The 25,881-nt window shown below is 52.3% G+C and carries 20 protein-coding genes; 16 read left to right on the top strand and 4 right to left on the bottom strand.

The window, feature by feature from the left end; genetic code table 11:
• Positions 1-40: 40 nt before the first annotated feature.
• From OZX64_RS07660 to OZX64_RS07630, 7 genes are all read left to right on the top strand, one after another.
• Complete coding sequence (locus OZX64_RS07660) at positions 41-871, top strand: DUF4422 domain-containing protein (protein ID WP_277172461.1); 831 nt, start codon at positions 41-43, stop codon at positions 869-871.
• A gap of 609 nt (positions 872-1,480) precedes the next feature.
• Positions 1,481-2,398 (top strand): LicD family protein, encoded by a 918-nt coding sequence (locus OZX64_RS07655; protein WP_277172459.1) that lies wholly within the window; start codon positions 1,481-1,483, stop codon positions 2,396-2,398.
• Positions 2,399-2,452: 54 nt separating this feature from the next.
• Positions 2,453-3,193: an IspD/TarI family cytidylyltransferase gene (locus OZX64_RS07650; RefSeq protein ID WP_277172457.1), complete on the top strand. Its 741-nt coding sequence runs from the start codon at positions 2,453-2,455 to the stop codon at positions 3,191-3,193.
• Positions 3,181-4,254 carry an NAD(P)-dependent oxidoreductase gene (locus tag OZX64_RS07645; RefSeq protein WP_277172455.1) on the top strand — a complete coding sequence of 358 codons (1,074 nt, stop codon included), beginning with the start codon at positions 3,181-3,183 and terminating at the stop codon, positions 4,252-4,254. Before OZX64_RS07650 ends, OZX64_RS07645 begins: the two co-directional genes overlap by 13 nt.
• A gap of 7 nt (positions 4,255-4,261) precedes the next feature.
• Positions 4,262-5,230: a glycosyltransferase gene (locus OZX64_RS07640; RefSeq protein ID WP_277172453.1), complete on the top strand. Its 969-nt coding sequence runs from the start codon at positions 4,262-4,264 to the stop codon at positions 5,228-5,230.
• A gap of 9 nt (positions 5,231-5,239) precedes the next feature.
• Positions 5,240-6,607, top strand: coding sequence for an O-antigen polymerase (locus OZX64_RS07635; RefSeq protein WP_277172451.1), 1,368 nt, complete (start codon positions 5,240-5,242; stop codon positions 6,605-6,607).
• Positions 6,608-6,649: 42 nt separating this feature from the next.
• Complete coding sequence (locus OZX64_RS07630; RefSeq protein WP_277172449.1) at positions 6,650-8,065, top strand: oligosaccharide flippase family protein; 1,416 nt, start codon at positions 6,650-6,652, stop codon at positions 8,063-8,065.
• A gap of 262 nt (positions 8,066-8,327) precedes the next feature.
• Here OZX64_RS07630 and OZX64_RS07625 read toward each other — a convergent pair whose 3' ends face one another.
• Positions 8,328-9,533 carry an acyltransferase gene (locus OZX64_RS07625; RefSeq protein ID WP_277172447.1) on the bottom strand — a complete coding sequence of 402 codons (1,206 nt, stop codon included), beginning with the start codon at positions 9,531-9,533 and terminating at the stop codon, positions 8,328-8,330.
• Positions 9,534-9,578: 45 nt separating this feature from the next.
• On the bottom strand, positions 9,579-10,736 hold the full coding sequence (locus tag OZX64_RS07620) for an acyltransferase (protein ID WP_277172444.1): 1,158 nt from the start codon (positions 10,734-10,736) through the stop codon (positions 9,579-9,581).
• 259 nt (positions 10,737-10,995) lie between these two features.
• Between OZX64_RS07620 and OZX64_RS07615 the strand changes: the two genes are divergently transcribed.
• The 3 genes from OZX64_RS07615 (at position 10,996) to galE (ending at position 15,579) form a co-directional block, all read left to right on the top strand.
• Positions 10,996-12,450, top strand: a complete 1,455-nt coding sequence (locus tag OZX64_RS07615; RefSeq protein ID WP_277172442.1) for a sugar nucleotide-binding protein — start codon at positions 10,996-10,998, stop codon at positions 12,448-12,450.
• A 211-nt stretch (positions 12,451-12,661) separates the two neighbouring features.
• On the top strand, positions 12,662-14,182 hold the full coding sequence (locus OZX64_RS07610; protein WP_277172440.1) for a polysaccharide deacetylase family protein: 1,521 nt from the start codon (positions 12,662-12,664) through the stop codon (positions 14,180-14,182).
• Between the two features lie 377 nt (positions 14,183-14,559).
• The gene (gene galE / locus OZX64_RS07605; protein ID WP_277156867.1) at positions 14,560-15,579 is read left to right on the top strand and encodes a UDP-glucose 4-epimerase GalE; all 1,020 of its coding nucleotides are present in this window, start codon (positions 14,560-14,562) and stop codon (positions 15,577-15,579) included.
• Between the two features lie 824 nt (positions 15,580-16,403).
• On the opposite strand, the gene OZX64_RS07600 is transcribed toward galE, so the two are convergent.
• Both OZX64_RS07600 and trxA read right to left on the bottom strand, forming a co-directional pair.
• Positions 16,404-17,399, bottom strand: a complete 996-nt coding sequence (locus OZX64_RS07600; RefSeq protein WP_277172438.1) for a G5 domain-containing protein — start codon at positions 17,397-17,399, stop codon at positions 16,404-16,406.
• Between the two features lie 405 nt (positions 17,400-17,804).
• Positions 17,805-18,155: a thioredoxin gene (trxA, locus tag OZX64_RS07595; protein WP_277156869.1), complete on the bottom strand. Its 351-nt coding sequence runs from the start codon at positions 18,153-18,155 to the stop codon at positions 17,805-17,807.
• Between the two features lie 160 nt (positions 18,156-18,315).
• Here trxA and OZX64_RS07590 point away from each other — a divergent pair, with 160 nt between their 5' ends.
• The 6 genes from OZX64_RS07590 to OZX64_RS07565 all read left to right on the top strand — a co-directional run bounded on the left by OZX64_RS07590 (position 18,316) and on the right by OZX64_RS07565 (position 25,866).
• Entirely contained in the window at positions 18,316-18,948 is a 633-nt protein-coding gene (locus tag OZX64_RS07590; protein ID WP_277156870.1) for an NUDIX hydrolase family protein, read from the top strand.
• 153 nt (positions 18,949-19,101) lie between these two features.
• Positions 19,102-19,959, top strand: coding sequence for an alpha/beta hydrolase (locus OZX64_RS07585; protein ID WP_277172435.1), 858 nt, complete (start codon positions 19,102-19,104; stop codon positions 19,957-19,959).
• 717 nt (positions 19,960-20,676) lie between these two features.
• Positions 20,677-22,068 (top strand): NAD(+) diphosphatase, encoded by a 1,392-nt coding sequence (gene nudC / locus OZX64_RS07580; RefSeq protein ID WP_277172433.1) that lies wholly within the window; start codon positions 20,677-20,679, stop codon positions 22,066-22,068.
• Positions 22,069-22,259: 191 nt separating this feature from the next.
• The gene (locus OZX64_RS07575; RefSeq protein ID WP_277156873.1) at positions 22,260-23,789 is read left to right on the top strand and encodes a L,D-transpeptidase; all 1,530 of its coding nucleotides are present in this window, start codon (positions 22,260-22,262) and stop codon (positions 23,787-23,789) included.
• A gap of 228 nt (positions 23,790-24,017) precedes the next feature.
• Positions 24,018-24,509 carry a glycine cleavage system protein GcvH gene (gene gcvH, locus OZX64_RS07570; RefSeq protein WP_277172431.1) on the top strand — a complete coding sequence of 164 codons (492 nt, stop codon included), beginning with the start codon at positions 24,018-24,020 and terminating at the stop codon, positions 24,507-24,509.
• Positions 24,510-24,633: 124 nt separating this feature from the next.
• Positions 24,634-25,866 carry a phosphatase domain-containing protein gene (locus tag OZX64_RS07565; protein WP_277172429.1) on the top strand — a complete coding sequence of 411 codons (1,233 nt, stop codon included), beginning with the start codon at positions 24,634-24,636 and terminating at the stop codon, positions 25,864-25,866.
• The last annotated feature ends 15 nt before the right edge of the window (positions 25,867-25,881 follow it).

Genomic DNA, 25,881 nt, shown 5'->3' with positions numbered 1-25,881 from the left:
TGGACCATATTATTCGCTGTCAGGAAATGGATGAAGACCAGTGACGAACAAGGATATCTGCATCGCGGTAGCGGCGCATAAACCGTATCGGATGCCCGATGACGATATCTATTTGCCTATGCATGTAGGGGCGTCTTTACACCCGGACGTGAACTTGGGCGAGCGATTCGTGGCCGACAATACCGGTGACAACATCTCTGATCTCAACGCCTCGTATTCCGAACTGACGGCTTTGTATTGGCTTTGGAGGCATTGCAACGCCGATTATCAAGGTCTGGTGCATTATCGAAGGCATTTTGGTGCCGTGAATATGACCAAGCGCCTATTCGCCAGAGATAGGTTCGACAGGATTGCAAGGCGATCGGACATCGAGGCTGCATTGGACCGAAAGGCAGGCGATGGTTCCGCCATCGAAATCATCTTGCCTAAGAAGCGCAATTACTATATCGAGAGCGTCTATTCCCATTATGCGCATACCTTCCATGCTGAACAGTTCGATGAGACTCGGAAATTGCTGGCCGAGAGACTTCCGGAGTACGTTCCTGCCTTCGATGAGGTGATGGCCGGCAAAAGCGCCCACATATTCAATATGTTCGTGATGAGTCGACGTCGGCTTGACGAATATTGTTCCTGGCTTTTCCCGATTCTTGACGAACTGACCCGTCGTATCGATCCGGGGCGATACGACGCGTTCAACGCGCGTTACCCGGGCCGGGTGAGCGAGCGCCTGCTTGACGTGTGGCTGAAAACGCAGGGTTACGCATATACGGAGCTTCCCACCGTGAGCCCCGAGCCGGTAGATTGGTTCAAAAAGGGCGGCGGCTTCCTGCTCTCGAAGCTCACCGGCAAGAAATACGGCAAGAGTTTCTGAATATTGTTGTTTAGGATTTACTGGCAACCCATGTGGGTATTGATTGTGTTCTTAGTGGTTACCAAAGTCTTTTGAGAACCGTTTGAGCAATCGGATGCACGACTATGGTATCGATTAGCGGCAAGAGAGCAGTAAGAGCGGCAAGACTTTTGCCCAATATACTTTGGACAAGGAGATATCCGGTAATCACAAAGAACAGAACTGCTCCGACTCGCTCCCTGAATGGAAAGCCGGACTGAAGCTTTCCCAGTGTTTTGCCGTTTAGATTTCAACTGACATTGGTGCTGAAATGGCTGAGAACAATGAGAAACATAGCTATTATACGCAACAGTTCTATTTTGCTGTCAACGTTAGTCGGATGTGGTAAGACTTATTGCTTTCCTATTCTCGGACGAATGTATGGATTGAGGTGATATTCCCTGGTTCAGGGATTGAAGGTAATTCTGCCGCACACTTTATACAGTGACATTGTATATGTCATAATTCCAGATATAGCGAAATGTATACTTTACGACATTGTGTTCTGTTTTGCCGTTCGTATAAGATTGTAAAGTCTAAGGTTTCGGAGTTTGCGGACATATTGCCGATTGGGCTAAAGAAGGAACAGATATGCATTTGTCGACAGTCGATCAGTTCAAGCATATCGATAATGCCGAGCTGATTACGCTGGATGACGAGCAGTTGTTCCGGCTGCAGCGCGTATTGCTTATGATGGCTCGTGACATCATCGGTTATTGCGAAGAGAACAATATCAACTATCATCTCGGAGGGGGGACTGCCCTTGGAGCGATGAGGCATAAAGGCTTTATTCCATGGGATGATGACATGGATATCAACATGCCTCGTGCCGATTATGATGCCTTTATTTCAGGTTTTGCCCGAGTCCATAAAGATAAATACGTTGTTGAATCCCCCGAGCAGACACCGAACTATCGTTCCTGGGGTGCGCGTGTGCGACTCAAAGGTACCCGTCTTAAGGACAGGGAGGATATAGGCAACAACAACGTCGGGGTATGGGTGGATATTTTCCCGGTCGAGAATACCTATGACAACGTGGTGATGCGTGATTTTCACGGCTTTGTTTCTATGGCTTTGGGCTTTATCTGTTCCTGTACCAGAACGCATCAGGATAGGAACTATTATTACGAGCTTGCTGGCGACAATGCTGATTTGCGAAAGTCGTTGCAGATGAAGTCAGCCATCGGTGCCTTGTTCTCGTTTAGGTCATTCAACAAATGGATGAAAACCTCAGTCAAGTGGTATGCCCGTTGCAAGAATGACGATACTCGTTTTGTGGTGATTCCGTCGGGACGTAAGCATTTCTTTGGAGAGATTTATCTACGAAGAGATATGGTACGCACAAAAAAGCAGCCATTTGAAGGCGAGATGTGGAATGTCCCGGTCAATGTCGAACGGTATCTGACGAAACTATATGGTGATTGGAATCGGTTACCTTCCCTCAAAGATCGTGAACATCATGCTTTTTTTGCGTTTGATTTGGGTAAGTACGGCACAGATGTCGACTGAAGATATATTCTGCTGATATAAGTAATAGTAATATTCCGGGCGAAATGAGGAACCATGGATAAGGAGGGCAAGGTCTTCGTCGTAATATCTGCAGGCGGAGTCGGATCCCGTATGAAAGGGGCCAAACTTCCGAAACAGTTCCTCAAACTCGGTGGCAAACCGATTATTATTCACACCATCGATCATTTCGAACATCATCCCATGGTCGACGGTATTGTAGTTGTGTGTGTGTCAGGTTGGATTGATACATTCAAGCAACTGGCGAGAGAGAATCACTATACCAAGATCTTGGCGGTGGTTCCAGGAGGTTCTACCGGCCAGGAGTCTATTTTCAATGGGGTGTCGGTCCTTCATAATCGTCAGGATGTGGATGATGACCATTCAGTCGTATTGGTTCATGATGGTGTTCGCCCGCTTATCGACGAGACGACTATTACCGACTGCATTCAATCGGTATGGTCTTGTGGATGCACGGCTACAACGGCTCCATCGGTGGAAACCGTAATCAATGAGGAAGATGGATACGTCAGGGAAGTGCTCAATCGTGAGCATTGTAAATTGGCCAGAGCGCCTCAAGGATTCAGACTTGGCGATTTCTACCGTAAGCATTTACAAGCCAAAGAAGATGGAATCAATGATTTTGTCGATTCCATATCTTTGATGTCGCATTACGGGTACCGTATACATACCGTAGATGGGCCAATTGAGAATATTAAAATTACCACGCCAAGAGATTTCTTTACGTTTAAAGCCTATGTCGATATGCAGGAGGTCGCGCAAATATGGGAAGCATGAATAACGACAAGCTATTGTGGGACACTGCCGGTGCGGTGGCAAGTAGGCTATCGTTGGAGAGTCTGAGCGGTAAATCGGTGTTGCTTACCGGTTCGACGGGATTGATTGGTTCTCAGATCGTTCGTGTACTGCTTAAGGCCAATGAGAATAATGCCCTTGGTGTGCGGCTCATTCTTCCTGTCCGTAATGTGGAGAAGGCCAAGTCTCTATTCGGGCTGCGCAAGGATTGTGTTTATTACCGTTGGTCACTCGGTAACGAGTTACGGAAAGATTTTCCTGCTGACTATATCATTCATGCAGCCTGCACCACGTCAAGCAAAGATTTTTCGGAACGTCCGGTAGAGACGGCGATTTCAATTGTAAAAGGCACTTATCAGGTATGGCAATCTGCAGAAAGGATGAATGCCGCTCGGGCGGTCCTCCTTTCGACGATGGAAGTTTACGGGGAAACGACGGCCAGACCCATTCATGAGTCAGATTTGGGTTTTCTGGACTCTCTACGTCCGAGGAATAGCTATCCGGAAGCTAAACTGATGTCAGAGAATATTGTGTCGTCGTTCTGGTCTGAGTACGGCCTTTCGTCTTCTGTTGTGCGTTTGACGCAAACGTTTGGACAGGGGGTGAAACAGGACGATGGACGTGTTTTCGCGGAGTTCGGGCGTTCGGCATTGAGTGGAGAAAACATTGTTCTGTTCAGCGATGGTAAGAAGAGGAACACTTATCTTTCTGTAGATGACGCGGTACGGGGCATTCTGACAGTACTGCTTTGTGGGGAGCCAGGAAAGGCTTATAATCTCTCGAATGACGATACTTATTGTTCCATTCTCGATATGGCGCATATGGTTCTTGAACGGTTCGGTAAGCCGGGTTCAAAGGTCGAATTCGGCAACGACGCTGTTAGGGCGGCATCGTTCAGGAAAGGGAATGACATCCTGCTCGATACCTCTGCTATCAGGGCTTTGGGATGGGAACCCTCGCAGAACCTCGAGGAAATGTACAGACTTCTGTTTGCGTCATGGGGCGTAGCAAGTCAGCCGGATCCGTCGCCGAGTAAGAAATGAATAAGTAATGCAACAGGGACAATGGTATGAGTCTCGCTCGAATCTACCTACGGTTCTGGTGATGATGGCGACTTATAACGGGGCTGATTATATTGGGGAACAGATAGATAGCATTTTTCGGCAACAGGATGTTGCTGTTTCTCTATTGATTAACGACGACTGCTCAAGTGACAATACGATTGCTTGCTGTCAAGCTTATATCGATAAAGGATTCCCTATTACGATAAAAAGAAATATCGTCAACAAGGGTGGAACCCGTACTTTTTTGAGTATGCTCGATATGCCTGAAGCTGACGGGTTTGATTATTATGCTTTTTCTGATCAAGATGATTATTGGATGCCGGAGAAGTTGATCAAGGCAGTTGAAAAGCTCAGGAATACGGAGTCTCAGCCGGCATTATACTATTCTGATATCGAAAATGTAGATGCCTCACTACATGGGGGATCGAGAGAATATGGAAATTTCAGCGATGTTCCGGATTCTTTAAAAACGTTGTTGGTGTATAACTGGGCGTCAGGATGCACTATGGTGTTCAACCAACGTCTTCGTCATCTATTGCAGAGCTATGGAAATTATTCGGGACCTAGAATTCATGATGTGTGGGTGCATTTAGTTGCGAGAACCTGCGGTGTTGTCTGCCCTGATATGGGTAACGCGTACATCAAACGCCGGATTACCGGGCATAATCAGGTTGGGAAGCGAAATTTAGGAAGGTTTTCTTTTCAACGTGTGATGACATTGATTCAGCATGTTTTTCATCGTCCTGATCAGGATTTTACCAAGACAGCCCAAATATTATTGGCCCATTATTCCTCGATGATGGATAATGAAAGTCTGATGGTAGTAAAACAATTTGCAAGATTGCCTAAGAGTCTTTCGACGCGGTTGAGGCTTTTTGCCGACCATGATTATTGGCTTCCCTCGTTCAAGGAGACCATGCTCATGCATATCAAGCTTTTATGTAATAGGTATTAAGGGGCATCAATGAATACTTCTGTGTTGTTTTCTCTAGTGTTGATGCTGCTGAGTGTCGGTGTTTACTATTTGTTCGACCGAGATATGTTTTCCGTACCGGGTCTTTTTTGTTACGCTTTTACTATTTCTTCGTTCGCCTCGTTATATAACTGTATTCGTTGGCATGTCTCATTGAGTTGGAATGCAGCGTTGTTGCTGATAGCGGGTATTGTGACTTTTATCGTTGGCTCGTATATAACGTATAGATTGTGTCGACTGCGGTGGGGAGACTCTGCGAAGCAGGGCGTTGGCGTCACGATAATTTCATGTAGGTCATGGTCGTCTTGGGTGATGTGCATATTTGGGGCAGTAATAGTTTTCTTCTATTGTCGTGCCGTGATTCGTATTGTACAGCAAATTCCTCATGCTGATATCAGTAGTTGGAGCAGTATTATGGCGGCGTACCGCCAGTATTCCGCATATAACGTGCATAAGCCGTATGGGGCGGTGCCCACCGCGGTGGTTTATGCTGGATATGTCCTGACTGCCGTGGCTTATGTCTATTTATTTGTTATCATCAACAACCTTGTGGCGGAACGACGAATGACTTGGATAGCGGTTCTGCCGGTATTGATATATGTTGTCTATATTCTTGTTCAGTCTTCTAGAGGACCATTGATTGTCTTCGCCATTGCTGGCTTTATTATGTGGTGGGTTCTTTTCCGAAGGAAAAACTCATCTGCAAGGCTTTCAGGGAAGTCTCTTGCCGCGATTGTTGGACTTATAGCTGTTGGCTTGGCTGGATTCGTGGCGCTTAGTGGATTGGTCGGAAGAAAACTATCAAAGACGCCTTTTGACAATCTGATGATGTATGTTGGCGGATCGATAACGAATTTTAGCAGTTATCTCGATCATCCAGTTAGCACTTCTCCCTCCTCAAAATTATGGGGCGGCGAAACGTTCTATGCGTTGTATAGTTTTCTGGGTAGGCGATCGCACAATCCGAACTGGTTGTATTCTTATCAGCTTGAATATACATTCGCCAAAGATGGAATCAGCATGGGTAATGTCTATACCGCATTCCGTTACTATCTTCATGATTTTGGTTTCATCGGCATGTTTCTGTTCACTGCTGTTCAGGCCGTTCTTTTTACATGGCTGTATTATGTTGTAGTCAGTAGACTGCGTCAAACGAATATTGCATTGTCCGCCTCGGTGCAGATTATCGTGGCTTATCTCCTGGTGTCCGTAGTGTATTTCCCGATAGCTGATTGGCTTTTCCACCAGTATTTGGCGCCGGCCACGTTTGTTACTTTGGTTTTCATGGTGGTTATGTCTGTACTATTGATACGGTATCGGAAGCCAGCAGTAGCATGTTGTCTGTCCAAAAGCGGTTGAAGTCTTTGACTGGCTACTGGTACAAGGTAAAGGAACCGAATTTTGCAAGTTCGTAAGCTCGTGAGTAATGCGCTGGTCGCGTTTTTGGCGCAAGGAGTCTCCTTGACTCTCAGCGTGCTGACCTCATTGCTGGTACCTAAAATTCTTGGTATAGAAGAATTCGGCTATTGGCAGTTGTTCATTTTCTATACCAGTTATGCAGGCCTTTTCCATTTGGGTCTTAATGACGGTGTGTACTTGCTCAATGGCGGCCGCCACAGAAATGAATTGGATTCTAGATCGATCAAGGGGCAGTTCGCCGTTGGGACGCTGTTCCAGCTGATTTGCGCAGCGCTTATCTTTTTGGGTGCCTTGTCAGGGGGTTTCGGGGAAAAACGTTCGGCTGTCTTAATGCTGACTGCGATCTATATGGTGCTTACCAATGCCGCTGCTTTCTTGGGTTACGTTTTTCAGGCTATCAATGAGACCAAACTCTTCTCTTTTTCGGTGATTATCGATAAACTCGTATTTTTGGTTCCGTTGTGTGTGTTGCTGATATGCCGTGTCCGCACGTTTGAATGGTATGCGATTTTTTATGCCGTTTCGAAAACCTGTGCTTTTGTCTATTGCCTTTGGCGTGCAAAGGATATCCTCGCAGTAAAAGCTTATTCTCTGTCTCAATCGGCTCAATTGTCTTGGAATAGCATACGTGTAGGCATTAAACTGATGATTGCGAATCTCGCCAGTCTGCTTATTCTTGGTGTCGCCAGGTTCGTCATTGACTACAAATGGGGGATCAAGGTTTTTGGCAAGTTATCGTTTTCTCTGGCTTTGGTGAATTTCTTTATTCAGTTTGTTTCTCAGGCGAGTATGGTGCTTTTCCCTGCATTGCGGCAGAGTAATCGAGAAGAGCTGACCAACGTATACAGGCACATACGTGATGTGATGGAACTGGTGTTCCCGTTTATTTATTTGCTGTATTTCCCGATTGTCTGGATTATCAGCAAATGGCTTCCCGCGTATGCATCGAGCTTGGATTACTTCATTCTTTTGATGCCATTGTGCTTGTTTAATACCAAAATGGACATCTGTTGCACTACCTATTTTAAGGTGCTTAGGCGAGAGAAGCTCTTGCTGATAATCAACCTTGCGACGGTGGCGTTGAGCAGTGTTTGCGTGTTTATATTTGCGTTCCTGAAGCCATCGGTCTATTTGATTATTGGCTCAGTGGTTGTTGCTATTATTCTGAGGAGTTTTGTTTCCGAGATGCTCGTTAATAGACAGCTCTATGTGAAATCAAGTATATTGAGCGTTGAAGAGATCATGATTACCATTATTTTCATTGCGGTTGCGTTTATGCTTCCAGGTTGGTGGGCTGCCGGTATTTATGCGATTGTGTATGCAGTCTATCTGTTGATTAATCGGAGGGCTTGTAAGGATATGATTTCGGTATTTAAACGAGCGTTTTCGCAAAAATAGTCATTTATCGCGAGGGCAACAAGACAATAGGTGAAGAGGAAAAGCATGGCTCAAAGACAGATTGATATACGCAAATCGAATTTTTGAGCTTCTTCTGATGCTCTGTATATTCATGATTGTCTGGAATCACTTCTTTACATGGGGTGAAGTCTTCGCCAATTCGTCTATTGCCTATGTTCGTCAGTCTTGAACTGTAGAACGTGATTTGGGCTGTGCTGAGTATGAAAATTGGGCTCTTGCCGATCAATGTTTCTCTGAGGACCTATAGGGTCGAAGATACTGATAAAGCTGACTGATTGCGTATGCGGTCATGTCGATTCGCAAAATGCTGCTTCATGTGTTTCCATATTTTCGACACAAGATGTTGAACGGGATGGACGATAAGAAAATCAAATATTAGCGATATGGCAGTTAAGATTACGAATATTATTGTAACGAGTACAGCTCCAATGAGGATTTTTGCGATCGTTCTTCGGGGTATAGGGACCAATTCGTTGACTACATACCAGAGTATGCGTGCTCCAAGCCAGTTCTCATGAATCAGATAGACGCCGAACATTCCTGTTGCGGCGATATTGATGGTTCTTCTTGACCATGGATGACTGTTGGAAAGCACCGAAGCGAAGATGAGCGTGCCGATGATGAGGCCTGGCGTACGTATACTCATATTCAAAAGCGAGTTCCATCCAAAATATTTTGCAATAGGGGAGGGAACTGCCATCGCATAATGTACCATGCCGAATAGTACCATTGCAGCAAGCACGCCGCCAGTGCATTTTAGTGGAGAAATGTTTATCTTCTCGCCGTATTTCCTCAGATAGCCGCCGATGAGATAGCAAGTAATCGCGTACACGGTTGAGTCATAAGGCTGGAACGAACCGAGTCCTATGATTGGCAGTAAACTTATCACAATTAATCCGTATAAAAGGCACTGCATATATGTTCGATGAACATGGGTGATGACTACGTTCAATACCGGAACGAGCAGAAGCAGCAGAAAATACGCTGATACGAACCAATACTCGCGACTGATTACTGGCATCAGCATAAGTTCAACAGTATGAGTCCCGTTGAACCCCATCAATAGAGTACGTAGTTGTGGCCACCACCCGACTTTCCAGCCAATGAATCCTACTACCAGACAAGCGAAAGAGTATAGAAAAGTCTGAATCCATGTCGATACAAGCCTTTTAGCTTTGAATCGACTGGTCGACAGATAGTAGCCGGTGATGGAAAAGAATATGACCACGCCGACTTGTCCGCCATCTACAAGTAAATGAGCTACAGCTCCTCTGATTCCTGGTAACTCCAATAGTTTCCAGTTGATATGAATCGTAAAATGGCATAGGACAATCAAAAACATCGCGATTATACGTAGCGATTCGATCCTACTATCGCGAAGATTCGACGAATTCTGATGATTCGTTGGTGTTTTTGTTTTGCCGGTATTGATCATCAGACTTCGCACGATGCCTCTTTTCGTGAATAAATACCTACTCTGAGTAGCGTAAAACTACTTATTGTCGACTTTGATATGGCGAATGATGATTTTAGTTGCTGGATGAATGATTAATGTATCGAGGAACGATGCTAACAACGTCAGAGTGAGATACATAAGAATCACAATAACGACAAAAGTGAGAGCCTTTAATATTGCGGAATCAGGAGAAGGGAATAGCGCAGAGGCTTTTGCCCATACAAAGCGACAAGTCAGAGGATGCTGATGAAGCAGGTATACTCCGAACGTTGCCGAAGAGATTTTTAGAATACATTTTTTGAGAACCTCAGGAGCATGACGCATATCGATACGTCTGACAAGGATGAAAACGGCCGTGCCGATAATAATGGGAAGAATTCTTAGACTTGATTGTATGGTCCCTGGATTTTGGAACAGTAATGTCAGCCATGTTGAGTGCTGGTAGATGATATGAAGAATGGGAAACATGATAATTGTACAGAACACGCATGCTACGCACAATTTCCATGATTGGACTTTTGCATGAAGGGCATTCGGATACATCTGCAGCCAGCAGCCGATTAAATAAATGAGAATTGCGTATACATAGCTGTTCCACGGAGTGTAATAGCGGATTTTGAATGTTGCCCAGATGGCAAAGAAAAACAGCAGTAGAATAAGCTTCTCAAATTGTGATTGTGCGACGTGTTGGGCCATGGAATTAAGGAATGGGGACAACAAAATGAGAACTATGTAAGCGGTGACAAACCAATATGAGCCTTCTATGAACGGGAAGATGCCTTGTAAGATTGTTGGTACCAAGTGCTGGGGCTGCCAGAATGTAAGGGAATCGGGAGTCCGTGTTTCAGCTGTTTTGAGAGCTTTGATAAGAACGACAGCAATAAGAATAAGTGCAGAGTAGCAGAATGTTTGGAACCAGACTTTGAAAATACGACGTTTTGAGAAAGTTCTCTTGGACAAAAAGAAGCCGGTAATCAAGAAAAAAATGGTGACTCCAACCTGACCATACTGCACTACCACCCAACGTGTAATCAGCCCCCAGCTGGGTTCATAAGCATCTTTACTGCCTAGCCAAGGAATAAAAACAACAGCATGGCATGCCACAATCAGCAGCATTGAGACGATACGAAGAATCTCGATATTAAGTTCGCGGGAGTCGGGATGGGGAATTGGCTTGGAATCAGGATCTAGCATATTGTCTCAACTTTCACTTTTTGCCAGTATATTTAATGCTTCTGATTTTGTATCAACAACTAGGTTGTTTTAGCCGTTATGTGGAGAAAAGAAGAATGAGACAGGAATAAAAGTGAAGAATCCTTTTACGGTTTGAGGCATGTCGGAGAATGCCGCAACGAAGTTTGTTAAATTGGGCATGTCAATTTGATTCAGTATATTATTTAGTGTTTTGTTTTAAAATATCTATTTGCCGCCACTCTCACGTAGAATTACAAGTATGTCATTTGGTTTCGAGGAGGACCTGAAGGTCACCAAGACGAACATCCCGGGGCTGCTGGTGTTCGACCTGCCGGTGCACGGCGACAACCGCGGCTGGTTCAAGGAGAACTGGCAGCGCGCCAAGATGACCGCGCTGGGCCTGCCCGACTTCGGGCCGGTGCAGAACAACATCAGCTACAACGACAAGAAGGGCGTCACCCGCGGCATCCACGCCGAGCCGTGGGACAAGTACATCAGCATAGCCGCCGGCGAGATCTTCGGCGCGTGGGTCGACCTGCGCCCGGGCGAGAGCTTCGGCCAGGTGTACACGACCCGTCTCGACCCGTCGCGGGCGATCTACGTGCCGCGCGGGGTGGGCAACAGCTTCCAGGCCTTGCAGGACGGGACGGTGTACACGTATCTGGTCAACGCGCACTGGTCGCTGGAGCAGAAGAGGACGTACACGTTCGTGAACCTCGCCGACCCGGACCTGGGGATCGACTGGCCGATCCCGCTGGAGCAGAGCGAGCGGAGCGAGGCCGACCTGCACCACCCGATGCTCAAGGACGCCAAGCCCATGGCCCCCAAACGCACGCTGGTCACCGGATGCAACGGACAGGTCGGGAGGGCGGTCCAGGCTTATGTGAAGGAGCACGGGCTGCAGTGCTTCGACTTCACCGATAGGGATATGTTCGATTTCGCCGATCCCGTGGCTTATGAGAACTATGATTGGGATCTCTACGGCACCATCGTCAATGCTGGCGGCTATACGGCCGTAGATAATGCGGAGAACAATGAGGGTCGCCAGGCGGCCTGGCGCACGAATGTTCAAGGGGTGGCCCTGATAGCGAAAACTGCGCAGATGCACAACCTTACGTTGGTTCACATATCCAGCGATTATGTGTTCGACGGCGAAATCAAAGAGCACTCAGAAGACGAGGGCTTTGCGCCCCTTGGCGTCTATGGTGCGACCAAGGCTGCGGCTGATGTGATCGTATCCATTGTTCCTCGCCACTACATTGTCCGTTCCAGCTGGATTGTCGGCGATGGGAACAATTTCGTCAAGACGATGATGGGGCTGTCTGATCGCGTAGCCGATTCAAATGATAAATTGTCCCAAGTCACTGTGGTCGATGACCAATTGGGCCGTTTGACGTTCACTGAGGACATTACCAACGGCATCTTCCATCTACTCGATTCCGGTGCAGAATATGGAACGTATAATCTGACCGGTTCAGGGGCAGTGAAGAGCTGGGCGGAGATTGCAAAGCAAGTGTTCGAAAAGACCAATGGCAACGGCGACAAGGTAGTACCGGTTACCACGGAAGAATATTATAAGGAAGAAACTAAGCCGGTTTCTCCCAGACCGACAAACAGTTTTCTTGATTTGACGAAATTGGAGAAAACGGGATACAAGACAGCCGACTGGGAGGAAAATATGCTCGAATACATCGAGAGAGCGCGGCGGGCATAAGGAATCTCTGAGAATGTTCACATTGATTCATACTGATGCCGTTTATTGGTCGAAAAGCAAGATTCGCGAGTCATGGAACTAGACAATGTGCGGGTTCGTTTGCAAGCCTCGTGTCGCCCTCTGCATTTCCACCTGCTTGTGTAGTGTCTTGCTTAGACGGTGACTATCGTTAAACCGGCGGGCAGTTCGTGCCGGTGGATGAAGGGGAACGATGAGACGCAAGGACAAGGGCAAGGAATCCGTGTCGGGTAAAGCTGCCGTTGCACACGGAGGCAAGGGCGGCCCTGCTCGTGACGCAAGCAATGATGTTGACTCTGAGAAGGAGAATATTGCTGGCACTGAAGGCTTTGCAGGCTCTGGAGATGCCGGTTATTCGCCAGAGCGTGGCCAAGGCACAGCGCCCGTCATACCTGTCGGCGGATTTTTGGCTGAGACCCTTGCCGATTCCGAGAAGGAATCTTCCGAAGAGCAGGAACCGGCTATCGAGGAGCTGTCCATCAAAACGGCCAAAGCGCGCAAGATACCCAAGCAGGTCCGAATCTCGCTGATCGTCGTTGTCGTTTTGGTCATCGTGCTTGCGCTGACGGGTGTGAGTGCTTGGGGCTATGGCAATTTTCGCAAGATAACGGTGAGTGTCAATGGTTCCGCACAGCAGGTGAGCGCGAACACGACGCTCGGCAAACTGGCCGCGAAAAACGATAATTTTGGTGCGAAGCCCGGCGATTTGCTCTCTGTTTCGGGCAAGGTGCTCAAAGCGGCTGCGGGAGCGTCGGTGGTCTATACGCTCAACGGCAAGCAAATCAAGGCCGCGGATTCCACGAACAATTCGAGTGACAATAAAAAGAAGGGCTTCAAGTCGCAGGCAACAGCCGACGTCCCCGTCGCGCTTGACTCGATAAAGCTGCCCGAAAACGCGAAAATAACCGTAAAAGACGGCAAGAATCTGACCGAACAGCACGATGTCCGACGTACAATGGTTCCGTTTGGCGTCAGCGTCAACGGCCACGGCGTCATCCAAAAGCTTGTGCAAAGGGGCAAGCAGGGTGTCAAGGAAGTGTGGATCGGCAAGATTTCCGGTGAACAAGTGGACAAGGGCGTGGTCAAGGAGCCGAAGAACGTCATCGTCGATACGTTCTCGCCCAAGCCCGTAACGCACAAGGTCGTCGCTTTGACGTTTGACGATGGCCCCAGCCAATACAGCGGGCCGATTCTTGACATCCTGAAAGAGAAAGGCATCAAGGCCACGTTCTTCGATGTGGGCAATGGAGCCGCAGCGTGGCCGCAATTCGAGCAGCGCATGGTGGCCGAGGGGCATCAGGTCGCCAGCCACAGCTATTCGCATCCCGACATGTTCAAGCTCAATCCCGACCAGTTGCGTGACAACATCACCCAAGGGCTGGCCAATATCAAGGCGGCTTCCGGGATGACCACCAAGATGCTGCGTGCGCCGTACGGCAATTTCGGCCCCAATCAGTGGCTGCAGACCAGCGATCTGATCGATTATAACGTGATATGGACCGTCGACACGGAGGATTGGAAGAAGCCCGGGGCTCCGGCGATCGCCAACGCCGCGCTGTCGAAGGCGTACAACGGCGCGGTGATTTTGATGCATGACGGAGGCGGCGACCGGAGCGAGGACATCGCGGCGCTGCCCGGAATCATCGACGGGCTCAAGGGGCAGGGCTATGAGTTTGTGACGATCGATCAGCTCATGGCGATGAACGGCAAGTAAGCAAATAGGCAAGTAAGCAAGTAGGCAAGTAAGCAAGTAGACAAGTAGACAAGTTGGCAAGTGCAAGTCAGTAAGAGGCGAGGCTTTCCTGCTTTGACGAGCCGTTTGGTTGGCCGCCGTGTGTTGCACCGCGGTGCGTTGTGACGCAGTGTTGAAGAAATTGCTTTGGCTTTGTCTGGGGGAGTGTGTTGCTCGGTTCTATGTCGATCGGCTTTATGCAACAGATCTGCTAGTGGTGTTGAATATCGGTAGATATCGAACGTCAAGATGGTGACGCGCTAACGGGAGTTGTGTTGCAAATAGTCACAAAACCTGTGTACTATATGTGTGCTAATGTTAAGTTTTGTTAGGTTGCAACACGATGCAAGGAGCATACAATGACAACTGTGTTGGTTACCGGAGGAGCCGGATATATCGGCACTCATACTGATATCGAACTGCTGAACAAGGGCTATGACGTCATCAGCATCGACAATTACGTCAATTCGGTGCCGGAGGCGCTTGATCGCGTCAAGACCATCACCGGCAAGACCGTGAAGCGCTACGACGGCGATGTGCGCGATGAGGAGCTGATGAACCGCATCTTCGAAGAGAACGACGTCGACTGGGTCATCCACTTCGCCGGCCTCAAGGCCGTGGGCGAGTCCGTCGCCAAGCCGATCGAATACTACGACAACAACCTCACCGGCACCATGGTGCTCCTGAAGGCCATGCGCGACCACAACGTCAAGAAGTTCATCTTCTCTTCGTCCGCCACCGTCTACGGCGCGGCCGAGCACTTGCCGCTTACCGAGGAGAGCCCCGTCGGCGGCACCACCAACCCCTATGGCACCTCCAAGCTCTTCCAAGAGCAGATTCTGCGCGACGTCCATGTCGCCGACGATTCATGGACCATCGTGCTGCTGCGTTACTTCAACCCGGTCGGCGCGCACGAGTCTGGCTTGCTCGGCGAGGATCCGAAGGGCATTCCCGCCAACCTCACCCCGTACATCGCCAAGGTGGCGCTGGGCGAGCTCAAGGAGGTCCAGGTCTACGGCAACGATTACCCGACCCCTGATGGCACCGGCGTGCGCGACTACATCCACGTCGTCGATCTCGCCCGCGGCCATGTCGCGGTGATCGACCACATCAACAAGCCCGGCGTCTATACCTACAACCTCGGCACCGGCCACGGCTACTCGGTACTCGAGGTCATCAAGGCCTATGAAAAGGCCGCCGGCCATAAGATTCCGTACGTTATCAAGCCCCGTCGCCCCGGCGATATCGCGGCTTGCTATGCGGATTCCTCCAAGGCCGAGCGCGAGTTGGGCTGGAAGGCTGAGCTCGGCATCGACGAGATGGCCGCTTCTTCGCTGAACTGGCAGACCAAGAACCCAAAGGGCTTCCGTAAGGACTGACCTCGTGGTCTGATTGCTGGCCGTGGACTGATTGCTGGCCGTGGGCTGGCTACTGATCCTGCGGGCCGGCTGTTGCCATAGTCTGGTTGCTGATCCCATGGATTGGCTGTCGGCCTCATGAACTGGCTGCTGGTCTGTGGATCGACTGGTCTGTGGATCGATTGGGCCCCACGACTACCGGAGGTTTTGCGACGCCAACCACACGTTTAGCGTCGCAAAGCCTCCGGTAGTGTCGTTTAGTGGATGATTTGTGACGCAATAAGGCTAAAAAGCGTCGTGATTCCTCCGCTAGGTCCAATTGGTGGAGGTTTTGCGACGCCTAAACGTCTGGTTTGTGTCGTGTTTCCTCCAGTAGGGCCTGTTGGTGGCGATTTTGCGACGCAACAGGGTTGAAAAGCGTCGTGATTCCTCCAATAAGGCCGATTGTTGGTGGTTTTGTGACGCTGAGGGTGTGGTTTGTGTCGCGTTTCCTCCAGTAGGGCCTGTTGTTGGAGGTTTTGTGACGCAATAAGGCTAAAAAGCGTCGTGATTCCTCCAATGGGATCAGTTGGTGGAGGTTTTGTGACGCTAAACATATGGTTTGCGTCGCAAATCTTCCACTAGGGCCAATTGGCGGAGGATTCACGACGGCTGCGGGACGCGGCTTGCTTGATTCCTCCAGCAGCTGTCCGGCAAGAGGCTTTACATGTGGTGGCCCACGCTCATTTACCTGCGCTGGGCCAAGCTCATCGAATCGAAAGACGGGATCAGAGCGCAAAGAAGAGGGAAGCAATTACGCAGTCGCAATCGCTTCCCTCTTCCATCTGTTGGCTCAGTAAATCGAATCAGTAGTTGTGGTGCACCAACCAGTACTGATAGGCACCTTGCACGCCGCCGTACTTAGCGCAGTAGCCCCAGAACCACTTGAGCTGTGTCTGATAGTTGGTGGCCCAGTCCGCGCCGGCGCTCACCATCTTGCTGCCGGGCAATGCCTGGGGCAGGCCATAGGCGCCGGAAGGATTCTGCGCGTTGACGCGCCAGCCGGATTCGTGGCTGATGATGTAGACGGTGGCGGTGAAGTCCGCTTCCGACCCGCCCGTAGAGAGCAGATAATCGTGTGCCCACTGCTGCATCTCGCCGACAGGAACAGTGGAACCGATGTTGGCGGCCGCGCTGGACACAGAAGTATTGGAGCCGGTGCCGACGAGGATGACCTTGTCGACCGGAGCCTGCTTCACAAATGAAGTGAATACGTTGGAGGAGATGGTCTTCTTGCCGGCCTTGGTGACCAGGCTTGTGGTCTCCATGACGCCTTCCTGGCCCTCGGATTCCACTTTTTGCTGGCCCTTGGGCAAGTCGGAGGTCTCCTTGGTCACGACGTTGAAACCGATGGGTGCATCCGAGGTTTCAAGATTCGCGTCGGCGCGCTCAATGGTGATGACGGTTGATTCGTTGACCTTGGTCTTCAGGCTTGGGGTGACAACGTCGCCGGTCTCGAGGGTGATGTCGCCCTGGTCGAGCACGGACTTGACGTTAGTGAAATGGGAGCCGACCACGGCGCGGTTCTTGCCGTTGATCCTGACGGTGACGTAGGTGTCTCCGGCCTTGCCGCCGCGAAGGTCCTCGCGGTCTGCGCCGCGGGAGACGCCAAGTGCGTTGGTGTCTGTAGCGGAATATGAAGTGATTCGGTTGAGGGAATCCTGACTTGCATTATGCGAATGGATGACGACAGCGCTGCCGCCTATCAATGCCACAACCGCTAGTGCGCCGGCCGCGATCTTCGTCCACTGGCGTTTGCTCAGCGACCTCAAGGTCTTGGTTTGCTTACGGTGGTTAGCCATATGCTGTTAATGCTCCTAGGTAGTCCTACAGTTTCTGGCACGTCGAATAAACGAGGTGCCGTTCGGTTTCCTCTCAACTCTTTTCGCACGTCCCTAGCGTGCGAGATGCAACGCCGCAACTTACTTAATCCGCCTTGGCAGATACATCACTACATCACAAAACAATCATAATTATAACGCAGTGGCACGAAAAATCGTTTTATAAATGGTCAAAATATAGCAATTATTCATAAATAAATGGCGCTTTGCCCTGAAACGCCGTTATTTTGTCGCTTTATGACCGATATGCCGTTAGCCGAACATTGCCGGCTAACGGCATACCTCATTACGTGAAATTATGCGAAGATCATTCGAAAATTCTGTGAAGTCCGATCGAATTGACCGGCCTGAGCAGCTCGTCTAGATTCAGGCGTTGGCGCCTTGCTCGGCATCGACGTCAAGGGCGCGGGCCTGCTTGATGACCTCGTCCAGGTCGGAGGCGCGAAGGGCCCCAGCCTGTTTGAAGATGATCTGGCCCTTCTTGGCGATCATCAGCGTGGGGACGGCCTGGATCTCGGCCGCTGTGGCAAGCTCCTGATTCTGGTCGATGTCGACCTTGCCGAAGACGATGTCGGTGTTGGCCTCGCTGGCCTTCTCGTAGACCGGACCGAACGCCTTGCACGGGCCGCACCAGGTGGCCCAGAAATCAACGAACACCAAGTCGTTGTTGGTGATGGTCTCTTCAAAGTTCTTTGCCGTCAAAGTCTGCGTTGCCATGATATGGCTCCTTCCGCTTGTGCATTGCATCGTTGTGTGGTCGTTTGCCTTACGCGCGATGTATTATCCAGTTTCGCAGTAAACCCCAACAAAGCTACGCCAGTGACGAAACGGCGGTTCGATTTGCGCATTCGTCAGCCTGACACACGATAATGGAGCCATGGCAGTCTTGAATGATGAAGTGCCCGACGAGGGTGATTTCGATGCGGGGCGGCATCGTGGCGAATTCGATGGCATCACGCCCGAGGATTTTGTACGCGGCGGCAGCAATGGCAATCCTCCGGGATGGCTTTCGCCGCACGATATCGACGAAGCCCGTGCCAAACTGCCCATCGTCTACGCCGAGGTGGTTCCTGTGCGCACCGACGACATGGGGCGGATTTCGCAGGTCGGTTCCCTGTTGCGCGTGCGTGACAGCGGTTCCGTCGAACGCACGCTGATCACCGGCCGCATTCTTTTTCACGAGACCATCCGCGAGGCCATCGCACGCAATATCGCCAAGGATCTGGGCGATCTTGCCCTGCCGATCCTGCCCGCGAGCCTGCAGCCTTTCACCGTCGCCGAATTCTTCCCGACCCCGGGTATTTCCGAGTTCTACGATCCGCGCCAGCATGCCATCGCGCTGTGCTATGTGATCCAGATTTCCGGTGATTGCAAGCCGCTCGACCCCGCGCTGGACGTGGAATGGTGCGATGTCGAGGGCAAACAGCTCGATACGTTCATCGCCCAGATGTCAGGCGGGCACGGCCAGATCGTGCGTCGCGCGCTATCGTGGGCCGGTGTCGGCGCGTAAGTGTTTCGGCTGAGACTTTGGGCTGCGAAACGGGTGTATGGTATCGCGTTTTCGCAGTCTTCATTCGTTGATTTGGCATACAAGATATTGCATGGTTGAAAATCGATTGACGATGATGACCATGATGTCGTGTGCCGGGCAGAAAAGAGTGGCATGAATATTCGTATTGATAATAAGGTCTATCGTTCCGGCAAAGGCATACCGCTGATTCTGCTGCATGCATTCCCCGTGGATGCACGGATGTGGGACGATTGTGCGGCAAGTCTGATTCGGTTGGGCGGCGAGCGTGGGGTGGAGCCGTTCCCGATCTGGGCGCCGGATACGCCTGGTGCCGGCGACGCCTCGATACCTGATGCGCAAGCCAGCGGAGCGCTCGCCGATGACGGCGCTTACGCCGAGGCGATGGACAAAGTGGCCGAAGCCTACGTTTCGATGCTGCATGTTGCCGGCTATGAAAAGGCCGTTTGGGTGGGCCTTTCGATGGGTGGTTATCTGGCGATGGATATTCAACGGCTGTTTCCCGGGTCTGTTGCCGGGCTTGCCCTATGCGACACCACCACCTTTGCGGACAGTCCTCAGGCTCGTGCGAACCGTCTGAACGTCGCCAAAACCTGCGAGGAAGACAACACCGTGGATCCGGTGATGCATTTCGCTCGTCCGCAAGCAGGCGATTCGAGCATCAAGCGCAGCCCGCGTTTTGAGGAGCTGCTGGCCGGCTGGATACGTGACCAGCGGCCGGAAGAGCTTGCCTGGCGCGAGCGCATGGCCGCCGGACGCATCGACACTACCGACCAGCTGTCGCATATTGCCGTTCCGGCCGCAGTGGTCTGCGGGCAGAACGATCCTTCGAGCCCGCCCGATAAGATGCGTCCGATTGCCGATGCCATGACCTCCACTTCCGTCGCGTTCACCGCGATCCCGGATTGCGGCCACTTCAGTGCTGTCGAGCATCCCGACGCCGTTGCCAACGCCTTGCTTGACCTGGTTGAACGGGTGCCTGGCCGCCGGTGAGGCTGGTTGCCCCGTTGTCTACCGTCATAAAAGTGCATGTTGCGCCCGCTAACGTGCGTTTTCTTGACGCTGCTGTCTGGAAGGTGCGTGTTGGGTGGGCCAGAGTGTGTTTTCTTGACGCTGCTGTCAGGAAGGTGCGTGTTGGGTGGGCCAGAGTGTGTTTTTCTGACGCTGGCGTCACAAAGGTGCATGTTGTGCCTGCTAAAGTGCATGCATCTGACGTTGCTGTCAGGAAGGTGCGTGTTGGGCGGGCCAGAGTGCATGTATCTGACGCTGCTGTCAGGAAGGTGCATGTTGCGCCCGCTAACGTGTGTTTTTCTGACGCTGCTGTCAGGAAGGTGCGTGTTGGGTGGGCCAGAGTGTGTTTTTCTGACGCTGCTGTCAGAAAGGTGCATGTTGCGCCCGCTAACGTGCGTTTTCTTGACGCTGCTGTCAGGAAGGTGCGTGTTGGGCGGGCCAGAGTGCGTGTGTCTGACGCTGCCGTTAGAAAAGTGCATGTTGGGTGGGTCAGAGTGCAGGTATCTGACGCTGGCGTCAGGAAGGTGCAAGTTAAGTGAGCCAGAGTGCATGTATCTGACGCTGGCGTGCAGAAAGTGCCTCGGTGATGGACAGGGCTGCCATGGTTATGAGATTATGGTTCATCTGTTACGGTGATATATATAATGACGCAGATAATTGAAGGAGATGGAGACGTCTCCCAAAGCTAAAGAGGTTGACATGGCTGCTTCGTTCTCATCGCTGGCGTTGACGCAGATGCTGCCCTTCTTGCCGCTCGCGCAGGGCGATATCGATTACCAGGCCGAACGCAGAAGCGACCCCAGTCTGATTGCCGATGTGCTCTCGCGTCCCTCGACCACCGTCATCTTCGTGCGTGACGGGCTCGTGGCCGTTCCCGACGGGCAAGCGGCACGGGTTGATTTCGAAACCACGAAGATGCGTCTGGCTACGGTGCCGGGCCAATACGTATTGCGTGCGATAACAAGACAAGCCGGCACAGGCGCTGATGGTTCGAAGGTACTGGCAAAAGGGGTGGCAGCTAGTGAAGGGGACCTTGCTGCAGGCGCGGGTCAAACGGTCGGCGAAATCGCGAACCGACTTGGGCTTATCCCCATATTCCTCGGCAGCTATGGTGTCGGCAGCGAGCGTCCTCAGTCGGTTGTCGCTCTTGACGTATCGGTTTTTGCGGACAGGGCAGAAGGTTTGAAGAACGGCGAGGGGAATCCGCAGGCCGCAACCGCCAACGCCACGGCAATGGCAGGCGATGCCGAGCCTCAAGCAGGCGATGCCGAGTCTCAGGCAGGCGATGCCGAGCCTCAAGCGGTTAACACGAAGGCCGAAGCAGATGATGCCGGGTCTCCGGCGGTTGGCGTGAAGGCCGCGGCAGGCGACGCTAGGTCTGAGGCAAGCAGCACCAACCCCGAAGCAGACAGCCAACTGATAAAACGAGCCGGACGCAACCAGATACTCGAACGCGCCTTGCAGCGTTTCGACTGGGTATCGTTGATGGGCTTCGCCCCGCATGCCTCGGCCCGTGAAGCAGGTGAGGCCACCACCGCGGCGTCCTTGAGCAACTGGCACCGCTCCCAGAAGCACTGCCCGCGCTGTGGTTGCCCGGTGGTGCCGGCCATGTCCGGTTGGGCCCAGCGCTGCACCAATGAACAATGCAAGGCACATCGTTCGCCGCTGTTCGCCCGTATCGAGCCGGCTGTCATCGTCTCCATTGTCGACGGACACGATCGTTTGCTGTTGCAGCATAACAAGGCGTGGAAAGATCCATCGCACTATTCGGTATGCGCGGGGTTCGTCGAGGCCGGAGAAAGTCTTGAGCATGCCGCCAGGCGCGAGGCCGCCGAGGAAACGGGGCTTGCGCTCGGCGAGGTGAGGTATCTGGGCTCCCAGCCATGGCCCTTCCCGGGTTCGCTGATGGTCGCGTTCAAGGCGAGGGCCCTTGGCACGGATGTCAAGGTGGACGGATGCGAGACGCTCGACGCCCGTTTCCTGACCAGAGACGAATTCACCGAAGCGCTGGCCCAAGGCACGATGGCGGCTCCGGGCAAGGCGACCGTCGCCCGCTATATGATCGAGGAGTGGTACGGACGGGAATTGTAGTGCCGAAATTGGTTGTTCCCCTCACATTCACTATTTTCAATATTGAGACGTCTTTCGGCTATCTGTTGAGACGTTTTGTTTTCGCGATATGGCGAGTGGCTTCGTTTCGCGCTTTGCGCAATACCGGGACGTCATATCTCTGGGATAATCTTGTACTTCAGTACGCTGAGAAGGGGTATGTGGAGGAAGTAATGAACAACGTGAACAACTACGGTAACGAGCCTGAGGCCTTGACGAGCGAAATGAGTCAAGCTGATATCGCCGCGCTGGGTATCGAGGCTCGTGTGCAACCCAAGAAGCAGGGGAAGCACCGTCTGGCGATCATCATCGCCGCCGTGGTTCTTGCGGTGCTGGTCATTGCTGTGGTGGCATCGTTCTTCGGTGCACGTTGGTATTACAAGGATAAGGCGGCTCCGGGAGTCCGTCTCGGTAACGTGGCCGTGGCCGGTCAGAACGCAGCCCAGCTGGAAAAGACCGTTGACCAGCAGGTGAACAACTCGAAGGTCATCATCGCCGACGGACAAGGCAAGAAAGCCTCCGCCTCTTTCAAGGACCTGGGCGTGAAGGTCGACACCGACAGGACGGTGCAGGACCTGCTGGCGGCCAAGGGCGAGGGCGCGGGTCGCGTCGTTCCCTTCCAGAAGGCCGACGTCAAGCTTGCCGCGAATGTCACCGATCTGCCGATTGACACGTATCTGACCAACACGTTTGTCAAGGACCACGACAAGGCCGTGCCTTCCAGCGTCGTCTTCGACGCCAACTCCAACGCCTTCGTGGCCAATGCGGGGCATGGCGGGCGCTCGCCGGAAATGAGCGGTGTCAAGAATTCCGTCAATACCCTGATCGCCGACCCGGGGCAGACCGAGTCCGTCAAGATTTCCTACAAGACCATCGACACCCCCATCACGCAGGCCACGGCCCAGAGTGCTGCGGAGTCCGCCAACAAGATCCTTGCCAACAAGATCGTCATCGGCAACGGCGATGCCGGCAAGTTCGAAGTGCCGGTCTCGCAGCTCGCTGCGTGGATCAAGCCTGACGCCGATTTGGAGAAGGGATCCATCAAACTCGACATCGACAAGAACGCGATCGTCAATTACATGAACACCGAGATGCCCAAGCAGCTCAACCAGGACATGGTCAGCCAGCAGGACATCGTCGACGGCTCGGGCAACGTGCTCGTGACCATGTCCAAAGGCGTCGACGGCGTCAAGGTCAAGGACGGCGGTGCTGTGGCCGATCAGGTCTACAACGCCATGACCAGCGGTCAGCCGGCCACCATCCAGGCGGCGGCGGACATCACCAAATTCGATGTCAAGCAGACCAAGTCCGAAATGCGCATCGTCGTCGATCGCTCCACCCAGACCGCGACCATCTACAAGGACGACCAGCAGGTGCAGTCCTTCCCCGTATGCACGGGTAAACCGGGCCATGAGACCAGCCTGGGCAACTACGTCATCAACGTGCGCTACACCGTGCAGACCATGCGCGGGCCGGGTTACGTCACTCCCAACGTGCAGTGGGTCAGCTACTTCAACGGCGGGCAGGGCTTCCATGGCGCCCCTTGGAATCCTACGGGCATCGGCACGGGTGACCCGGCCGGCCACGGTTCGCACGGCTGCGTCAACATGAACATCTCGGATGCCAAGTGGATCTTCGACAACTGCCCGCAGGGCACGCTGGTCCAGGTCGTGGGTGCTCAGCCTGGCGGTCCGGTGCGGTAAACGCGTCATCAGCCAGCTTTCAATTACGGACGCCCTGTTGAGCTGTGTGAACGGGGCGTCCAATGTATTTCAATCAGTGCCGTAACGTTGCCGTCAAGGTGAGGACACCGGACAGAATGTGTCCGACGCTTTCGAGCAAAGATGAGGCGGTCTGCGTGAAGGCCGAAAGCCGGGACAGCTGTTTCACGACATATGGAACTGACGTGGGTAATGCGGTAGTCTGAGTATATGAACGAAAACGTTATGAATGATTTTGACCAAACCAAAGACGTCGACACCGCCACCGGAGCCTCCGATTCGGCGGTGGCCGGCGCTTCTTTCCAATCCCCGGCCCCTGCTTTGGATGTGCCCGATCACCTGCAATATTCCGCCGATCACGTATGGGTCGAGGATGTCGACGGTCTCGCCGTCATCGGACTGACCGAATACGCGGCCTCGCAGATGGGTGAAATCGTCTATGTCGATCTGCCCGAGGCGGACACCCCGGTGCGTGCCGGCGACGAAATCGCGGAAATGGAAAGCGCGAAAACCGTGCAAAACCTCATCTCGCCGGTCGAAGGCACCATCAAATACGTCAACCAGGCTGTCTCCGACGATCCTCAGGTCATCACCAACGACCCGTACGGCGAAGGCTGGATTCTGAAAATCGAAATGGATGACGACGAGCCGGAGTTGATGGATGCGGACCAGTACGTCGCCATGGTCCGTCGCGCGGAGTAATCGCACAGTCGACACCAAATAATGATTTAGAATAATTGAGTATTGATGACTAATATATTAGTCAATAACTGACAACTTATACTAATAAAGCAAACACACACCTATCGTAAACGAACGGAAACCAATGGCACGCAAACGAGCGAAACACAGCGACAGCTCGGCGCAGGTCAACCAGATGATGACTGTACCGATTGAGGTGCATCGTGCTTCCAGTTCGTTTGATTCTCCGAAAGCCGTCGGCGCCTCCCATCGATTCGGCGAGCCCTTGGTCTGGTGTGGTCGGAAGGTCGCCACGAAAGGCTTCGGCGCGTGGACGCGATTTTCGACCGGTCTGGTTCGCAGGTTGGGTTGGTATCCGAAGGTCGAACCCTACGCCGGCTACGGCACCGATGACTATGCCAGGCTCGTCTGCCGGACGGTGATGGCACCCGGCGGTTCGCGTTCCGGCGAGCTGATACGTGGTATCCGAGGCATGTTTGCGGTGCCGGCAGCCAAGGTGCGCGTCAAGATCGAAATCGACGGTGTGCCGGTCAATCAGGTGCAGGTCGGGGTTTCCGAGATATACGACCGATACGATTCCTCCCGGGAAACAAGCTCGGTATACGCCGTTTCCGACAGTTCCGGATATCTTGATCTGGTGGCCGAGCGCGGCAACACCCCGGGCGTTCATGTGGTCTCCTATGAGGTCGCCGGCCGCAAAAAAGTCACGTCGGAGCTTTTTGTGGTGCCTTCCGGCACAAAAGTAGGCATCATCACCGATGTCGACGATACCATCATGGTCACTCAGGCCCCAAGCCCGATGAAAGCGGCCTATAATCTGTTCTTGATCAACCCCGCGAAACGCAGCACCGTGCCGGGAATGAGCGCGCTGTTCACGCGGCTGGCCGACATGATGCCGGATGCGCCGTTCTTCTATCTGTCGACCTCGCCGTGGAACATCGAAAGTTCGATTCGCAATTTCATCGCCGAGCAGGGCTATCCGGCCGGTCCGTTGCTGTTGCGCGACCTCGACCCGCGGCCCAAGACCTTCGTTCCCTCCGGCGTCGAGCACAAGCTTCAGTTCGCCGAGCAGCTGATGGAGGATTTTCCGGATATGAAATTCATCCTCATCGGTGACGACGGGCAGAAGGACCCGATGACCTACGCCACAATCGCACGACGCCATCCCGGCAGGGTGCTGGCCATCGCCATCCGCGAGTTGAGCCCGAGCGAGTCTTCGGCGTTGGAGCAAATCGCGGGATTCACGGCTACACAGCCGATGCCGGTTACCGACGTTCCCGTTTTCATCGGCACCACAGGGGCCAACATCATGAAGACGATGCTGCCGTACTTGCGCCAGATATTGGGCATCCGCTAGATTTTGCCGTTCGTT

The sequence above is a fragment of the Bifidobacterium sp. ESL0704 genome, assembly GCF_029392075.1.
Taxonomy (GTDB): Bacteria; Actinomycetota; Actinomycetes; order Actinomycetales; family Bifidobacteriaceae; genus Bifidobacterium.
The sequence above is the reverse complement of the archived record's forward strand: the minus strand, read 5'-3'. Positions and strand labels throughout refer to the sequence as shown.

Excerpts from the sequence above, each read along its gene's own strand:
- OZX64_RS07655 (WP_277172459.1), top strand. The coding sequence starts at position 1,481 with ATGCATTTGTCGACAGTCGATCAGTTCAAGCATATCGATAATGCCGAG.
- OZX64_RS07650 (WP_277172457.1), top strand. The coding sequence starts at position 2,453 with ATGGATAAGGAGGGCAAGGTCTTCGTCGTAATATCTGCAGGCGGAGTC.
- OZX64_RS07645 (WP_277172455.1), top strand. The coding sequence starts at position 3,181 with ATGGGAAGCATGAATAACGACAAGCTATTGTGGGACACTGCCGGTGCG.
- OZX64_RS07640 (WP_277172453.1), top strand. The coding sequence starts at position 4,262 with ATGCAACAGGGACAATGGTATGAGTCTCGCTCGAATCTACCTACGGTT.
- OZX64_RS07635 (WP_277172451.1), top strand. The coding sequence starts at position 5,240 with ATGAATACTTCTGTGTTGTTTTCTCTAGTGTTGATGCTGCTGAGTGTC.
- OZX64_RS07620 (WP_277172444.1), bottom strand. The coding sequence starts at position 10,736 with ATGCTAGATCCTGATTCCAAGCCAATTCCCCATCCCGACTCCCGCGAA.
- OZX64_RS07615 (WP_277172442.1), top strand. The coding sequence starts at position 10,996 with ATGTCATTTGGTTTCGAGGAGGACCTGAAGGTCACCAAGACGAACATC.
- OZX64_RS07610 (WP_277172440.1), top strand. The coding sequence starts at position 12,662 with ATGAGACGCAAGGACAAGGGCAAGGAATCCGTGTCGGGTAAAGCTGCC.
- galE (WP_277156867.1), top strand. The coding sequence starts at position 14,560 with ATGACAACTGTGTTGGTTACCGGAGGAGCCGGATATATCGGCACTCAT.
- OZX64_RS07600 (WP_277172438.1), bottom strand. The coding sequence starts at position 17,399 with ATGGCTAACCACCGTAAGCAAACCAAGACCTTGAGGTCGCTGAGCAAA.
- trxA (WP_277156869.1), bottom strand. The coding sequence starts at position 18,155 with ATGGCAACGCAGACTTTGACGGCAAAGAACTTTGAAGAGACCATCACC.
- OZX64_RS07590 (WP_277156870.1), top strand. The coding sequence starts at position 18,316 with ATGGCAGTCTTGAATGATGAAGTGCCCGACGAGGGTGATTTCGATGCG.
- OZX64_RS07585 (WP_277172435.1), top strand. The coding sequence starts at position 19,102 with ATGAATATTCGTATTGATAATAAGGTCTATCGTTCCGGCAAAGGCATA.
- nudC (WP_277172433.1), top strand. The coding sequence starts at position 20,677 with ATGGCTGCTTCGTTCTCATCGCTGGCGTTGACGCAGATGCTGCCCTTC.
- OZX64_RS07575 (WP_277156873.1), top strand. The coding sequence starts at position 22,260 with ATGAACAACGTGAACAACTACGGTAACGAGCCTGAGGCCTTGACGAGC.
- gcvH (WP_277172431.1), top strand. The coding sequence starts at position 24,018 with ATGAACGAAAACGTTATGAATGATTTTGACCAAACCAAAGACGTCGAC.
- OZX64_RS07565 (WP_277172429.1), top strand. The coding sequence starts at position 24,634 with ATGGCACGCAAACGAGCGAAACACAGCGACAGCTCGGCGCAGGTCAAC.